This is a genomic window from Micromonospora sp. NPDC023869 (assembly GCF_055559695.1).
The window spans coordinates 14,415-28,520 of the sequence record NZ_JBVHKD010000014.1; the positions used below are offsets into that span (position 1 = coordinate 14,415).

The 14,106-nt window shown below is 71.6% G+C and carries 15 protein-coding genes; 9 read left to right on the forward strand and 6 right to left on the reverse strand.

All coding sequences use genetic code 11. From position 1 onward, the window contains the following. Nucleotide 1: 1 nt before the first annotated feature. The 6 genes from ACZ31C_RS28085 to ACZ31C_RS28110 all read right to left on the reverse strand — a co-directional run bounded on the left by ACZ31C_RS28085 (nucleotide 2) and on the right by ACZ31C_RS28110 (nucleotide 6,032). Entirely contained in the window at nucleotides 2-544 is a 543-nt protein-coding gene (locus tag ACZ31C_RS28085) for a transposase (RefSeq protein ID WP_465797840.1), read from the reverse strand. Beyond that, nucleotides 466-651: a hypothetical protein gene (locus ACZ31C_RS28090; protein ID WP_465797950.1), complete on the reverse strand. Its 186-nt coding sequence runs from the start codon at nucleotides 649-651 to the stop codon at nucleotides 466-468. Before ACZ31C_RS28090 ends, ACZ31C_RS28085 begins: the two co-directional genes overlap by 79 nt. A gap of 378 nt (nucleotides 652-1,029) precedes the next feature. After that, nucleotides 1,030-2,070, reverse strand: coding sequence for an ABC transporter permease (locus tag ACZ31C_RS28095; protein ID WP_465797841.1), 1,041 nt, complete (start codon nucleotides 2,068-2,070; stop codon nucleotides 1,030-1,032). After that, nucleotides 2,060-3,550, reverse strand: a complete 1,491-nt coding sequence (locus tag ACZ31C_RS28100; RefSeq protein WP_465797842.1) for a sugar ABC transporter ATP-binding protein — start codon at nucleotides 3,548-3,550, stop codon at nucleotides 2,060-2,062. The genes ACZ31C_RS28095 and ACZ31C_RS28100 overlap by 11 nt, the downstream gene beginning before the upstream one ends. Next, nucleotides 3,547-5,016 (reverse strand): amidase, encoded by a 1,470-nt coding sequence (locus ACZ31C_RS28105; protein ID WP_465797843.1) that lies wholly within the window; start codon nucleotides 5,014-5,016, stop codon nucleotides 3,547-3,549. The genes ACZ31C_RS28100 and ACZ31C_RS28105 overlap by 4 nt, the downstream gene beginning before the upstream one ends. 26 nt (nucleotides 5,017-5,042) lie before the next feature. After that, a complete protein-coding gene (locus tag ACZ31C_RS28110) occupies nucleotides 5,043-6,032 on the reverse strand; it encodes a sugar ABC transporter substrate-binding protein (RefSeq protein WP_465797844.1) in 990 nt (329 codons plus the stop codon). A 443-nt stretch (nucleotides 6,033-6,475) separates the two neighbouring features. Here ACZ31C_RS28110 and ACZ31C_RS28115 point away from each other — a divergent pair, with 443 nt between their 5' ends. The 9 genes from ACZ31C_RS28115 (at nucleotide 6,476) to ACZ31C_RS28155 (ending at nucleotide 14,090) form a co-directional block, all read left to right on the forward strand. Continuing rightward, nucleotides 6,476-7,192, forward strand: coding sequence for a maleate cis-trans isomerase family protein (locus tag ACZ31C_RS28115; RefSeq protein WP_465797845.1), 717 nt, complete (start codon nucleotides 6,476-6,478; stop codon nucleotides 7,190-7,192). Continuing rightward, a complete protein-coding gene (locus tag ACZ31C_RS28120; RefSeq protein ID WP_465797846.1) occupies nucleotides 7,189-7,983 on the forward strand; it encodes an alpha/beta fold hydrolase in 795 nt (264 codons plus the stop codon). Before ACZ31C_RS28115 ends, ACZ31C_RS28120 begins: the two co-directional genes overlap by 4 nt. Before the next feature lie 84 nt (nucleotides 7,984-8,067). Continuing rightward, nucleotides 8,068-8,862, forward strand: a complete 795-nt coding sequence (locus ACZ31C_RS28125; protein ID WP_465797847.1) for a 2-keto-4-pentenoate hydratase — start codon at nucleotides 8,068-8,070, stop codon at nucleotides 8,860-8,862. After that, a complete protein-coding gene (locus ACZ31C_RS28130; RefSeq protein ID WP_396752164.1) occupies nucleotides 8,859-9,797 on the forward strand; it encodes an acetaldehyde dehydrogenase (acetylating) in 939 nt (312 codons plus the stop codon). The genes ACZ31C_RS28125 and ACZ31C_RS28130 overlap by 4 nt, the downstream gene beginning before the upstream one ends. Next, on the forward strand, nucleotides 9,794-10,849 hold the full coding sequence (gene dmpG, locus ACZ31C_RS28135; protein ID WP_465797848.1) for a 4-hydroxy-2-oxovalerate aldolase: 1,056 nt from the start codon (nucleotides 9,794-9,796) through the stop codon (nucleotides 10,847-10,849). Before ACZ31C_RS28130 ends, dmpG begins: the two co-directional genes overlap by 4 nt. Further along, complete coding sequence (locus tag ACZ31C_RS28140) at nucleotides 10,846-11,796, forward strand: PDR/VanB family oxidoreductase (protein ID WP_465797849.1); 951 nt, start codon at nucleotides 10,846-10,848, stop codon at nucleotides 11,794-11,796. The genes dmpG and ACZ31C_RS28140 overlap by 4 nt, the downstream gene beginning before the upstream one ends. An 88-nt stretch (nucleotides 11,797-11,884) precedes the next feature. Next, a complete protein-coding gene (locus tag ACZ31C_RS28145) occupies nucleotides 11,885-13,069 on the forward strand; it encodes a Rieske 2Fe-2S domain-containing protein (protein ID WP_465797850.1) in 1,185 nt (394 codons plus the stop codon). Next, nucleotides 13,059-13,880 carry an alpha/beta fold hydrolase gene (locus ACZ31C_RS28150; protein ID WP_465797851.1) on the forward strand — a complete coding sequence of 274 codons (822 nt, stop codon included), beginning with the start codon at nucleotides 13,059-13,061 and terminating at the stop codon, nucleotides 13,878-13,880. Before ACZ31C_RS28145 ends, ACZ31C_RS28150 begins: the two co-directional genes overlap by 11 nt. A 78-nt stretch (nucleotides 13,881-13,958) precedes the next feature. Then, on the forward strand, nucleotides 13,959-14,090 hold the full coding sequence (locus tag ACZ31C_RS28155) for a hypothetical protein (protein WP_465797852.1): 132 nt from the start codon (nucleotides 13,959-13,961) through the stop codon (nucleotides 14,088-14,090). Nucleotides 14,091-14,106: the final 16 nt, after the last annotated feature.

Consider the following 14,106-nt stretch of genomic DNA (forward strand, 5'->3'; position numbering starts at 1 on the left):
ATCAGGTTAGTAGGCCAGGTCGGTGGAGCCGGTGATGCTGCGGCGGATCAACAGCCAATGCCCGTATCCGTTGACGGTGCCGGGCAGAGAGGCCACGGCAGTCGTAGAGCCGTGGTCCTTTCGCACCGTCGCCGCAGCTATGGCGCTTCCACGCCAGAGGCGCGGCGGCGGCGAGAACGTCCGGACGGGAGTTGCCGGCCGTGGTGGGGATCCGCTGGTTGCGGGGCGCGGTAAGGACATAGCCAACGCGCTGCTGCTGCAACCATGTCCGGAACTTCGAGTCCTGCCCGTAGGCCTCGTCCGCGGTCACCCAGCGCGCCGGGAGCCCCGCCGCGACGGCGCGCCCGACCATCCGCAGCCCAAGCGCAGGCTTTGTGGCGAACCCGACGCCCGCCTCGATGCCAGCTTCGGCGCGGCGGGCCGGATCGTCGCACCAGCGGCGGGGCAGATACAACTCCCGGTCGATCAGCGTGCGCCCCGCCGCGTGGCATAGGCGAGGAACACCCCGAGCTGGCAGTTCTCCGTCCGCCCGGCCGTCCCCCACGCGGACCGGTTGAGTAACCGCTGCATCCGATTCGGCGTGGTGTCGCCGGCGGCCTCGGTGAGGGTCCAGCCGTTGTTGCTCGCCAACGGCGACAGCAACCCGACCAAGTAGGCCAGGTGCCCACTGCGGGCCAGCCGGTCTCGATGGCCCGTAGGTGGGCGGCGCCGACGACCCAGTGGGCATAGCTCGCACCATGCGCGAGCACCGCGAAGACGCCTTCGGGTGAGGTGCGGATGGTGCGATGGACCTCGATCGTCACCGTCTCCTCGCTGCCGGGCCTGCGGTTTGACACACGCATGCCCGGCGGGTTCGGAGGCGGACGACCGTTGTTGGCTCGGCGGGCCGGATCACCGCGCACGCGAGACCGCGCCATCTCGGGTACTCGGCTCTGGTCAGGGCGCTGGGGGATGTGCGTGAGGGGTGGAGTGGGTCACCACGATCACCACCCCCACCGGCGCGTCCAGGGGCTCTCTCAGGCATGTGCGTCAGGTTCGGCTGCGGCTCTGCAGTCGGTCGAGTGCCACGGCGGCGATGAGGACCGTGCCGGTCACCACGCCCTGCCAGAAGGAGGAGACTCCCATGAGACCGAGTCCGTTCTGCAGGACCGCGATCAGCAACACCCCGACCACCGTGCCGCTGATGCCGCCGATGCCGCCGAAGAAGCTCGTTCCGCCGAGCAGGACCGCAGCGCCGGCGGTCAGGGCGATGGTGGAACCCGCGGTGGGTGAGGCCGCGGAGAGGCGGCTCGCCATGACCAGGCCGGCCAGCGCCGCGGTCAGCGACGCGATGGTGTAGACGGAGATCAGCACCGCCGTGACGTTGATGCCGGCGAGTCTGGCGGCCTCGCGGTTACCGCCGACGGCGTAGACGGCCCGGCCGAACGGGGTGAAGCGCAGCACCGCGCCGGCCAGCAGCACCGCGGCCAGGGCGATCCAGATCGGCGCCGGTACGCCGAGGACACTTCCGTTGCCGATGGCGTAGAAGATGCCGGGGGAGTCGATCGAGTAGGTGCTGCCGTTGGTGGAGACCTGGACGAGCCCGCTGATCAACGTCATCGTGCCGAGGGTCACCACGAAGAAGTTGAGGCGGAAGCCCCCGATGAGCAGGCCGTTGAGCCCGGCGCCGAGCAGAGCCCCGGTCGCGAGCCCGGCGACGAGCGCCACCGGTGCCGGTGCCCCGGCATCCAGCACGAAGTAGACCGTGACCCCGGTCGCGGCCATCACCGACCCGACCGACAGGTCGAAGCCCGCGCTGAGGATGACGAAGGTGAGCCCGACCGCCACCAGCATCAAGGGGCTGTTGGTCGCCAGGACGTTGAGGATGTTCGCCTTCGTCAGGAAGAACGGTTGGGTGCTGATCAGATAGACGAGCAGGATCAGCAGGCCGCCGAGGGCGCCCCCGTACCCCTTGACGCTCTGGTAGATGTGGCCCACGACGGCCCGGCCGGCCCGGTCGCGCCGGCCGGCGCCACCACCGGCGGGGCCACGGTCGGCCGGTTGCGCCGCGATCGCAGTGTCACTGCTCATGTCCACCGGCCGCATAGTGGGCCACCTCCACCTCTTCGAGTCCGTCGCACTCGCGCTCGGCCACGACGCGCCCGTCGAAGAGCACCAGCACCCGGTCGCAGACACCGATCAGTTCGGAGTTCTCCGAACTGCTGAGGACCACCGCCACCCCGGCGGCGGCCAATTCGTCGATCAGGCCGTAGATTTCCGACTTGGCGCCCACGTCGATGCCCCGCGTGGGCTCGTCCAGCAGCAGGAGCCGGGGGCCCAGCGCGATCCACTTGGCGAACACCACCTTCTGCTGGTTGCCGCCGGAGAGTTCGCCGGCCAGCCGGTCGGGGTCCGGTGGCCGGATCCGCATCCGCTCGATCAGCTTCGTGACCGTGGCGGCCTCGCCGCGGCCGGAGATCGGCCGCAGCGAGAGCCGTCCCCGGGCGAGGGTGATGTTCTGCGCCACGCTGCGGCTCAACACCAGGCCCTCGCCCTTGCGGTCGCCGGTGACGAAGGCGACGCCGGAGCGGATGGCCGCTCTGGGCGAGCCGGCGCGCAGCTGCCGGCCGTTGACCTGGATCCGGCCCTCGGTGGGCCGGTCGGCGCCGAACACCGCGCGCAACACCTCCGTCCGCCCGGAGCCCACCAGCCCGGCCAGCCCGAGCACCTCGCCGGCCCGGACGGTGAAGGACACGGTCTCGGCCCGGCCACCCGCCGCGAGTCCGGAGACCTCCAGGACCGGTTCTCCGGGGCTGCGTCGACGGGAACGGTGGAAGTAGTCGTCCAGGGAACGCCCGACGATCAGGCGGGTGATCCGGTCCTCGGTCGCCTCCGCCACGGGCAGCGTGCCGACCACCTGTCCGTCGCGCAGCGCGGTGATCCGGTCCGCGACCTGACTCAGGTCGGGGAGCCGCTGCGAGATGAAGATCAGCCCCAGGCCCTGGTCCCGGAGGCGTCGTACGATGTCGAACAGGGCCTGGGCCCGGTCCTCGGTCAGCGAGCTGGTCGGTTCGTCCAGCACGATCACCCTGGCCTGGGTGGCCAGCGCGCGGGCGATGGCCACCACCTGACGGTCGTTGGGGGCCAGCGCCGACACCGGTGTCTCGGGATCGAGGGTCGACTGGAGCTGATCGAGGGCCTGTGCGGCCTGGTCCCGCATCCGTCGCCGGCTGACGACCGTGCCGGCGCGGGGCCACCGCCCGAGGACGATGTTCTCGCCGACGCTGAGGCCGTCGACCAGCGGAACCTCCTGCGCGACGGCCACGACGCCGTGCCGGGCGGCGTCCTGCGGGGTACGCAAGGTGACCGTCTCGCCGTCGACGCGGATCTCCCCGGCGGAGGGTTGCAGCTCACCGTAGGCGATCTTCATCAGGGTCGACTTGCCCGAGCCGTTCTCCCCGACCAGCCCGTGCACCTCACCCGGGCGTACCTCGAAATCCACCCCGGCGAGCGCGGCCACCGGGCCGAACCTCTTGTGGATCCCGGTCAGTTGCAGCAGCGAAGCACTCATTCCCGTACCTCTGCTCCGGGCCGGAGCGCGGTGCCGGCCAGCCCGACCGGATGCCGACCGGCCCACGGGCGGGCGTCCTCCAGCTGTGCGGCGAGTTGGAGCAGCAGGTCCTCGCGGCCGTAGTCGGCGACGAGTTGCACGCCGAGTGGCAGACCGTCGCGTTCGAACAGCGGCACCGCCACGGCGGGCTGGCCGGTGCTGTTGAACTGGGGAACGAACCGGAGGAACTCGATGGACCGTCGGACCCCGGCCGGTCCGTCGAACCAGCCCAGCGGCGGGGGCGGCCAGGGCGAAACCGGGGTGACCAGCACGTCGTGTTCCCGCCACCAGGCCAGCATCCGCTCGCGGTAGCGGTCCATCCAGGCCATCACCCGCCGGTGGCCGGTGGCGTCGAGGGCCCGTCCCCGCTCGATCCAGAACCGTGAGATGAGGCCGTATTCGCTCTCGTCGACCGGGCGACCGACCATCGTCGGGATCAGCTCGGCGAGGAGGCTGACCGCAGGGCTCAACGCGTCCACGAACCGTTCGTGGTAGTCCGGGTCGAACATCGCCTCGGGATGGGAGGTCCGCACGGTGTGCCCGAGCTGGCCGAGCAACTCGCCGCACTCCCGTACGGCGTCGCGGTTGGCGGGCTCGACGAACTCCTGCGGCAGCCGGTCGGCGTCGAGGAGCCCGATGGTGAGCCCGGTGGTGGGACGGGTGATCGCCTCGGTGTAAAGGCTCGACGGCCCCGGCGCGACCGCCGGATCGCCCGGCTCGTAGCCCTGAAGCAGGTCGAGCAGCGCGGCCGTGTCGCGTACCGATCGGGTGAGCACCCCGAACGTGGCGTGACCGACCAGCGCGTCCGGGGTGTCCGGGCCGGAACTGACCCGGCCCCGGCTGGGCTTGAGCCCGACCAGCCCGCAGTAGGCCGCCGGGTTGCGGATCGACCCGCCGCCGTCGCTGCCCTGGGCGAGGGGGACCATGCCCGCCGCCACCGCCGCGGCGGCCCCACCGGAGGAGCCCCCGGCGACCCGGCCGAGAGCCCACGGGTTGCGGGTCGCGCCGTGCGCGGCACTCTCCGTGCTGCCCGCCAGGCCGAACTCGGGGACGGCGGTCCGGCCGAGCACGACGAAACCGGCGGCCCGCAGCCGGCGGGTGGCGTGGGCGTCCCGGGCGGCCCGGTGGTCGGCGTCGCGTAGGACCACCGAACCCTGCTGGTCCGGCTCGCCGGCCATCGCGCAGCCGAGGTCCTTGAGCAGCATGGGCACTCCGGGGAAGGGCAGGTCCGAGCGCCCGGCCAGGGCGTCGGCCTCGGCGACCGCGGCGGCGAAGCGGCGGTGGATCACGGCGTTGACCGTCGGATCCATCCGTTCGATCCGCGCGACCGCCGCCCGCACCAGGTCACCGGGCGTGAGCCGGCCCGCGTGGACCAGGGCCGCCTGGCTGTGGGCGTCCAGCCAGGTCAACTCCTCGGTAGTAGTCATCGCTCTCCCTGCTCGGTGCCGGCCGGTCAGCGCAGATGTTCCGGGCATCCCCCGTTGGCGCAGGTCAACTCGCCACTCTCGATCTGCCTGATCGCCTCGTCCCAGTCCAGACGCTCGCCGATGGTCTCCTGGGTGTAGAGCTCCGGCTGCAGGTAGGTGACCGGCTTGACCGTCTCGCCCGCGAGGAGGCGCCGCATGATCTCGACCCCGACGAGGCCCTGACGCCAGGGAACGAGGTCGACGATCGCGTCGATCTGCCCCTGCTGCACCGCACGGGCACCCTCCGGGTCGCCGTTCTGCCCGACGATCACGACGCCGTTGATGCCGGCCCGGTTGAGCGCCACCGCGGCGCCGATCGCGCTCGCCGTGTTGTAGGCCATCACCGCGTCGATCTCGCCCCGGAACCGGGCGATCGCCTCGGTGGCCGCCCGCTCCCCGCCCGCCTGGTCGTCGGTGGCGTTGTCGACGGTGCCGAGCCACTCGATGCCCGGCCGGTCCTCGGTCACGTACTTCTCGTAGTTCTCGACCATGAACTTGATCGAGGGAACGGGAGCGCCGATGCCGATGCCGAGCACGCGGCCCTTGCCGTTGAGCCGCTCGGCCACATGGTCGGCGAGCAGCCGGGCGCCGCCGACGTCGGAGTTCTGGTTGAAGGCGGCGTCGTAGGGTGCGACCGGTTCGGTCGGCTCGCTCTCGGAGATGATCGCGGAGGCGCCCAGCACCTTGATCCCGGCGGTGCGGGCACGTTCGAGGGCGGGGTCGACCGCGTTCGGGGCGAGCGGGAAGACGATCACGCCGTCCATCTGCTGGGCGACGAACTGGTCGATGTCGGAGACCTGCTTGTTGGCGTCGAGGGCGGCGTCGAGCACGGTGACGTCGATGCCGGCGTGCTTGCCCGCCGCGATCGTGGCCTGTCCCCAGGCGCGGTCGAGCGGTTGCGACGACACCGGGTCCGACAGGCCCACCCGGTAGGAGCCGTTCGCGGCGGCGGAGTCATCGCTTCCGCAGGCCGCCACGGAAGGTAGGAGAAGAACTGCCACCGTCGCCGTCACGGCAGAGGTTTTCCACTTCATCTGGCACTCCCAAAGGGTCGAGACACCGCGGGACGGATCGGTGAGAAGGGGTTCGGCAACTACGGGGAACTCCGGCGGCCTGCACCACTGAGGACATCACGCTCCGTGCCGGCCAAACGCTTGCCGTACTATGTACCGTTCGATGTCACCCGGTCAAGGGGTGGATACGTGATCGTGACTTCCAAGGTCTCCTACCAGCTTCATCGAGAGATCGGGTCGTCCTCTGGTTGGCCTTTCGCCGGGCGTGCACCCTTTTCGGAAGATGAAGGCGCTCACGCGAAGTAACTGCGAGCGGCAATCCCTGGCCGTGCCGAACAACCTACCGTACGTTGTACGAGCCGCCACCGGTTCGGTGGCGGCCTTCGGCGAGACACGGAGGTGGTGGGATGAGTCTGGGATTCGGCACAGCGGCGCGGATCGGACATCTCTATCCGTCCGGTGGCCTCTGCGACTACGAGTTGCAGCTGATGGCCCCGGACGGGGTGCAACTGGTGACCACGCGGATGCCGTTCCGTCGTTCGAGCCTGGCCGACGATCACGCGCTCCTGGCCGACCTGGAGGCGCACAGTCGGCTGCTGGCCGACGCCGAGGTCGACCTCATCGCGATGAACTGCACCGCGGCCACGCTGCTCGCCGGCCCGGAGTCGGTGAACGCCCGCATCCACGCCAGCACCGGTCTGCCGTCGACCACGACCATCGAGGCGGTGCTGGACGCGCTCGAGCGCGCCGGGATCGGCCGGATAGCGTTGCTCACCCCGTACGTCGAGGAGGTGACCTCGGCCGAGGTCGAGCTGCTCACCGCCCGCGGTCTCGAGGTCGTCTCCGTCGCGAGCCTGCCCTGTGCGACCCCGGTGGAGCAGGCCACGCACGATCCACAGGTCTGGCGGGACCTCGCCGCCGGTCTGGCCGGCAGCACCGCGGACGGACTGTTGATCAGCTGTGCCGGAATCCGGCTGGCGCCGGTGCTGGCCGCGATCGAGGAGGACTTCGGCCGGCCCGTGGTCGCCAGCAACCAGGCCCTGCTCTGGCGTTGCCTACGGATCTGCGGCGTGTCCGAGCGGCCACGGGGATACGGCGCGCTGTTGGCGGGGGAGTTCGATTGAGCGCCCGCCGCCGTTATGTCGACACCGCTCTCGGGCAGTTGCACCTGGTCGAGTGCGGCGCGGGCCCGCCGGTCCTCTTCCTGCACCAGACCCCGCGATCCTGGCACGAGTACGCCGGGGTGCTGCCCCTGGTCGGGCGGCGCACCCGCGCGATGGCGATGGACACCATCGGGTTCGGCCAGTCGGCGCGGGTGGCTGACCCGTGGTCGATCGGGCTCTTCGCCGACGGGGTCGAGGCCCTCCTCGACGCACTCGACCTGCCGTCCGTGACCCTCGTCGGCAACCACACCGGCGCGGTGGTGGCGGTCGAGGTCGCCGCGCGGGCCGCCGAGCGGGTCTCCGGGCTGGTGCTCTGCGGCATGCCCTACGTCGACGAGGCCCGTCGCCGCCGGGTCCGGGCCCAGCCGCCGATCGACCACGTCGAGCCGCGTGCCGACGGCACCCACCTGACCGAACTGTGGTCCCGCCGCCGGGGCTTCTACTCACCCGGCGAGGAGCACTTCCTGACCCGGTTCGTGGCCGACGCGTTGGAGGTCGCCGACCGGGTCGAGGAGGGGCACGTGCGGGTGAACGAGTACCGGATGGAGGATCGGCTGCCGCTGGTCCGCGCGCGGACGCTCGTGCTCTGCGGTGCGGACGACCACTACTCGCTGCCGGACGTGCCGATCCTGTCCCGGCTGCTCGACTGCCGCAGCGTGGTGCTGGCCGATGGCGGGGTCGCCCTGCCCGAGCAGCGTCCCGAGGCTTTCGCCCGAGAGGTGCTCGCGTTCCTCGGTCGTGCCGAGCGGTGAACCCTTGACCCCTCGTACTATGTACGGTACAAAGCTTTGGCGCGGCCGACTCAGGCCGGCGCCCCCGACCGGCAGGAGCATGACGTGACCGAGCAGCAGCTCACGGAGGCCGCTGAGCGCCTGCACGAGGCGGGGCGTACCGGCCGACCGTGCGCGCCCGTGCGGGATCTGTTCGCCCCGGGTGACGTCGACGGCGCCTACGCGGTGCAGCGGCTCAACGCCGCGCGAACCGAGGCCGCCGGCGCGCGACGGGTCGGCCGGAAGATCGGCCTGACCTCGGTCGCGGTGCAGCGTCAGCTCGGCGTCGACCAGCCCGACTTCGGCACGTTGTTCGACAGCATGGCGGTGGGCCAGGACGAGCCGATCGCGGCGACACGGCTGCTCCAGCCGAAGATCGAGGCCGAGGTGGCGTTCGTCCTCGCGGTGGACCTGCCGGACCGCCCGGTCACCGCGCTGGACGTGCTGCGGGCCACGGAATTCGTGCTCCCGGCCCTGGAAGTGGTGGACAGCCGGGTGGCGGCCTGGGACATCACCATCGTCGACACCGTCGCCGACAACGCCTCCAGCGGCCTGTTCGTGCTCGGTACCAGGCCGGTGTCGCCGAGCGCGATCGACCTGCCGGCGGCGCCGATGCGGCTCGACCGCGACGGCGTGGAGGTCTCCACCGGCGTCGGCGCGGCCTGTCTGGGCGATCCGGTCAACGCGGTGGTCTGGCTCGCCAACACCGCCCAACGCCTGGGCGATCCGCTGTGCGGCGGCGAGCTGGTGCTCAGCGGGGCGCTCGGCCCGATGGTCCCGGTGACGCCCGGGGCGCGGTACGTGGCCACGATCGGCGGCCTCGGCGCGGTGCGCGCGACGTTCGGCGAGGAGGGCCAGTGAGCAGCACGACGAAGGTGGCCGTGATCGGCTCCGGAAACATCGGCACCGACCTGATGATCAAGGTGCTCCGGCTCTCCGAGACGCTGGAGATGGGCGCCATGGTCGGCATCGACCCCGCCTCCGACGGGTTGGCCCGTGCCGGGCGGCTCGGCGTGCCGACCACCGCGCAGGGCGTCGAGGGGCTCGTCGCGATGCCGGGCTTCGCCGACATCGAGATCGTCTTCGACGCGACCTCGGCGGGCGCGCACGCCCACCACGACGCGGTGCTTGGCCGCCACGGCAAGCAGGTCGTCGACCTGACGCCCGCGGCGATCGGGCCCTACGTGGTGCCGACGGTCAACCTCGACGAGCATCTGCAGTCGCCGAACGTGAACATGGTGACCTGCGGTGGACAGGCGACCATCCCCATCGTCGCCGCGATCTCCGCGGTGACACCGGTCCGGTACGCCGAGATCGTGGCCTCGATCGCCTCCCGGTCGGCGGGGCCGGGCACCCGGGCCAACATCGACGAGTTCACCGAGACGACCGCCCGGGGCCTGGAGGTGGTCGGTGGGGCCACCCGGGGCAAGGCGATCATCGTCCTGAACCCGGCCGAGCCGCCGCTGATCATGCGCGACACCGTGCTGTGTCTGGTCGACGACTGCGACCAGGCCGAGGTGGCCGCCTCGGTCGCCGAGATGGTCGCCCGAGTCCAGGAGTACGTGCCGGGATACCGGCTCAAACAGCAGGTCCAGTTCCGGCGGGTGGCGCCGGGGGAGCCGGTCGACGCGCTCACCGACGCCCCCGGCGGGCACGACTGCTGGGTGGTGCAGGTCTTCCTCGAGGTCGAGGGTGCCGCCCACTATCTGCCCGCGTACGCCGGGAACCTGGACATCATGACGTCCGCCGCGCTGCGCGTCGCGGAGCGGATGGCGCGACGGGAGGCGCAGGCATGAGCGGGCCCCGGGTCTACGTCCAAGACGTGACGCTACGCGACGGCATGCACGCCGTTCGGCACCGGTACTCGATCGCCCAGGTGACCTCGATCGCCGCCGCCCTCGACGCGGCCGGCGTCGCCGCCATCGAGGTCACCCACGGCGACGGGCTGGCGGGCAGCAGCCTCACCTACGGGCTCGGCGCCCACACCGACTGGGAGTGGATCAGCCAGGCCGCCACGGTGGTGCGCGACGCGAAGCTCACCGCGTTGCTGCTGCCGGGCATCGGCACGCTGCACGATCTGCGCCGCGCCCACGACCTCGGCGTGACCTCCGTGCGAGTCGCCACCCACTGCACCGAGGCCGACATCTCCGCACAGCACATCACGCACGCCCGTGAGCTGGGGATGGACGTCTCCGGCTTCCTGATGATGTCGCATCTGGCCGAGCCGGTGGAACTGGCCCGACAGGCCACGCTGATGGAGTCGTACGGAGCACACTGCGTCTACGTGACCGACTCCGGCGGCCGGCTGACCATGGACGGCGTCCGCGACCGGGTGCGGGCCTACCGCGACGCGCTGCGCCCCGAGACGGAGATCGGCATCCACGCGCACCACAACCTCGGGCTGGGGGTGGCGAACTCGGTCGTCGCGGTGGAGAACGGCGCGTCGCGGGTGGACGCCTCGTTGGCCGGCCAGGGCGCCGGCGCCGGCAACTGCCCGCTGGAGGCGTTCATCGCCGTCGCCGATCTGCTCGGCTGGCAGCACGACTGCCAGCTCTTCGCGCTGATGGACGCGGCGGACGACCTGGTCCGGCCGACGCAGGAGCGACCGGTGCGGGTGGACCGCGAGACCCTGACGCTCGGCTACGCCGGGGTGTACTCCAGCTTCCTGCGGCACGCGGAGGCGGCGGCCGAGCGCTACGGGCTGGACACCCGGTCCATCCTCGTCGAGGTCGGCCGACGAGGGCTGGTCGGCGGGCAGGAAGACATGATCGTGGACGTCGCGCTGGACCTGGCAGCGGCGTCGACCGCCGCCCCCGGCACGGGCGATGCGGAGGGAGAGCAGCCATGACGGCGCCGGAACCGGAGTGGGAGCTGCTGGTCCGGGCCATGCGGTGGGAGTCCGACTGCGTGATCTCGGTGGTCCTCGAAGACCCCGACGGCGGCGAGCTGCCGGCCTGGGCGCCGGGCGCCCACATCGACCTGCTGCTGCCCGCCGCGACGCGGCAGTACTCCCTCTGTGGCGACCCCGCCGACCGGCGCCGCTACCGGGTGGCCGTGCTGAACGAGCCGGCCAGTCGGGGCGGCTCGCGGTATGTCCACGAGTCACTGCGCCCCGGCGACCTGGTCCGAGTACGTGGCCCCCGCAACCGGTTCGCGCTGGAACCGGCGCAGCGGTACCTCTTCATCGCGGGCGGCATCGGCGTGACCCCGCTGCTGCCGATGGTGGCGCAGGCGCAGGCCGACGGCGCCGACTGGCGGCTCGTCTACGGTGGCCGGTCGCGGCGCACCCTGGCCTTCCTCGACGAGCTGGACCACCACGGCGACCGCGTCCATGTGGTACCCGAGGACGAGGCGGGCCTGTTGAACCTCGCCGAGCTGCTCGGCGATCTCCGGCCGGGCACCGTCGTCTACTGCTGCGGCCCAGAGAGGTTGCTCGACGCCGTCGAGGAGCGTTGCGCCGGCTGGCCCGGCGGGACGCTGCACCTGGAGCGGTTCCGGGCCCGGGAGGTCGTCGTCGAGGGGGAGGACCGCCCCTTCGAGCTGGTCTGCGCGGCCTCCGGCGTCACCGTGACGGTGGGGGCCGACGAGAGCGCGGTGGATGCGCTGGACGCGGTGCAGGTCTCCATTCCCAGCGCGTGCCGGGAGGGTATCTGCGGCACCTGCGAGGTGAAGGTCCTCGACGGCGTCCCGGACCACCGCGACTCACTGCTCACCGACGACGAGCGGGCGGCGGGCCGCACCATCATGCTCTGCGTCTCCCGGGCTTCCGGTGAACGTCTGGTCGTGGACGCGTGACCTGGGGATATCTTGACTCCCGTGCACTAGACCGTACTATGTACCGGACATGCGTAGTCCGGCGAAACGCCAGCCGAGAGGACGGGTCATGACTGTTCAGCCCAAGGACGAGAGCGCGCCGTCCCGCCCCACCACCGGCCGCGCGAACCGACCCCAGCCCGGCCAGGACTGGTCGCAGTGGCCCACCTACGACGCGGCCACGCTGGGCTTCCGCAACTACTGGTACCCCGTGGTGTGGGAGCGCGAGATCGGCGACAAGCCGCACGCGGTGACGCTGCTGGGCGAGAAGATCGTGCTGGTCCGCAAGGGCGACGTCGTGCACGCCCTGCACGACCGGTGCCCGCACCGCGGCGTGCCGCTCTCCCTCGGCCGGCGCCAGTTCCCCGGCACGGTCAGCTGCCCCTACCACGGCTGGACCTTCGACGTCACCAACGGCAAGCTCGCCGCCGTCCTCACCGACGGCCCGGAGTCGCCGATCTGCGGCCGGGTGTCGGTCAAGACCTACCCGACGGCACAGCGCCTCGGACTGGTCTGGGTCTTCGTCGGCGACGACGAGCCGCACCCGGTCGAGCAGGACATCCCGGCGGAGCTGCTCGACAACGACCACGTGCTGGGCGGCAAGTACGACATCCGCGAGGGCAACTGGCGCTTCGCCGCTGAGAACGGCTTCGACGAGGGGCACGCGAAGTACCTGCACAACACCGCGCTCTGGCGGCTGTTCAAGGTGATGCCGGCCTGGAACAAGACCCGGGTGGAGGAGCACGGCCCCTGGCTGATCCGGGTGCAGGACGAGGTGCACTGGGACGCGCACTTCCCGGGCCTGGGCACCTTCACCAACAAGCGCTGGTGGAAGCGGATGCCACTGCCCGACGCCCCAGGCAAGGGCAAGAACGTCAACCCCGTCATCGCCGGCCTGAACCTGCCCGGCTTCGTCTCGATCCGGCTGCCCGGGCTGCTGCGGGTCGCGTACCCGGACTTCATCCACTACGAGTGGTACGTGCCGGTGGACGCCGACCGGGTCCGCTACGTGCAGATCATGGTGCGGTTCGAGGACGGGCCCAAGGGCCTGCTCTTCAAGGCGAAGTACCTGGCCGCGATCCGATGGCTGTTCCACGGCCAGTTCACCGCGCAGGACGCGTGGATGGTCGACGTCATGGACGCCCCGCCGGAGAAGCTCTACCGGCCCGACCTGTCCATCACCGGCTGGCGGCGGATGATCGAGAAGGCGGCGCCCACACCGCAGCCACACAAGGCACCGCCGAATGGCTGCTGAGGCACTGCGGGTCGACGCCGCCGGAGTGGCGTTGCACTACCGCGAACTGGGCACCGGCCGACCCACCGTGGTGCTGCACGGCGGCGGTCCCGGATGCTCGGCGTGGAACGACTTCGGCCCGGTCGCGGATCGGCTCGCCGCCGGGCGCCGACTGATCCTGCTCGACCTGCCGCAGTTCGGGGCCTCGGACGTGCCCGTGGTGACCGATCCGGTCTTCAGTTGGCACGCCCGGCATCTGCTCGCGGCCCTCGACGCGCTCGAACTGCCCAGCGTGGATCTGGTCTGCCAGTCCTTCGGCGGCTCGGTCGCGCTGCGGCTGGCCGCCCTGGCACCCGAGCGGGTGAGGCGGATCGTGCTCACCGGCAGCGTGCCCATCCCGAACCCGACCGGCACCGGTGTCTCCGGACCGGCGATCCGGGACACCTACTTCGGCGGCGACGGACCGTCGTTGGCGAAGATGGCAGACCTCATCGGCAGGTACGAGTGGTTCGACCACGCGGGGGTGCCGGCGCAGACCGTGCGCGACCGGTACGCGGCGAGCATCCGGCCGGAGTGCCGGGCCATCGCCACCGACGCCAGCCGACGCGGCGCCCCCGAGGACCTCACCCGGCACCTCCCACAGGTGACGGCGCCGGTGCTGCTGCTCTGGGGCTCGCACGACCCCTTCGCCGACCCGGCATACGCGCTGCGCCTCGCGTCGGCGCTGCCCCGCGCCGACGTGCACGTGCTCGGTCGCAGCCGACACCACCCGCAGCAGGAGCGGCCGGCGGCCTACACGGCCGTGGCCCGCGCCTTCCTGGACGCCGACTGACCTGCCTCGCCGACTGACCCGCGTCGCCGGCCGGCGAGCCCGCGGACATCCCGCAGTACACCCAGTGGAGGAGGACCCATGCGCAAAGTGTTGCTGTCCGTTGCGGTGCTGGCCGTCGCGGCCCTGACCATCCCGCCGGTGCGGCGGTGGCTGGACACCGTGCTGATCCGCACCACGGGCACGACCGTCCGGACGAACCGGAGGGTGTGAGGTGTCCGCGACCGCG

What these genes read in the sequence shown, in the direction of transcription:
- ACZ31C_RS28095 (WP_465797841.1), bottom strand. Translation starts at nt 2,070, where the DNA reads ATGAGCAGTGACACTGCGATCGCGGCGCAACCGGCCGACCGTGGCCCC.
- ACZ31C_RS28100 (WP_465797842.1), bottom strand. Translation starts at nt 3,550, where the DNA reads ATGAGTGCTTCGCTGCTGCAACTGACCGGGATCCACAAGAGGTTCGGC.
- ACZ31C_RS28105 (WP_465797843.1), bottom strand. Translation starts at nt 5,016, where the DNA reads ATGACTACTACCGAGGAGTTGACCTGGCTGGACGCCCACAGCCAGGCG.
- ACZ31C_RS28115 (WP_465797845.1), top strand. Translation starts at nt 6,476, where the DNA reads ATGAGTCTGGGATTCGGCACAGCGGCGCGGATCGGACATCTCTATCCG.
- dmpG (WP_465797848.1), top strand. Translation starts at nt 9,794, where the DNA reads ATGAGCGGGCCCCGGGTCTACGTCCAAGACGTGACGCTACGCGACGGC.
- ACZ31C_RS28140 (WP_465797849.1), top strand. Translation starts at nt 10,846, where the DNA reads ATGACGGCGCCGGAACCGGAGTGGGAGCTGCTGGTCCGGGCCATGCGG.
- ACZ31C_RS28145 (WP_465797850.1), top strand. Translation starts at nt 11,885, where the DNA reads ATGACTGTTCAGCCCAAGGACGAGAGCGCGCCGTCCCGCCCCACCACC.
- ACZ31C_RS28150 (WP_465797851.1), top strand. Translation starts at nt 13,059, where the DNA reads ATGGCTGCTGAGGCACTGCGGGTCGACGCCGCCGGAGTGGCGTTGCAC.
- ACZ31C_RS28155 (WP_465797852.1), top strand. Translation starts at nt 13,959, where the DNA reads ATGCGCAAAGTGTTGCTGTCCGTTGCGGTGCTGGCCGTCGCGGCCCTG.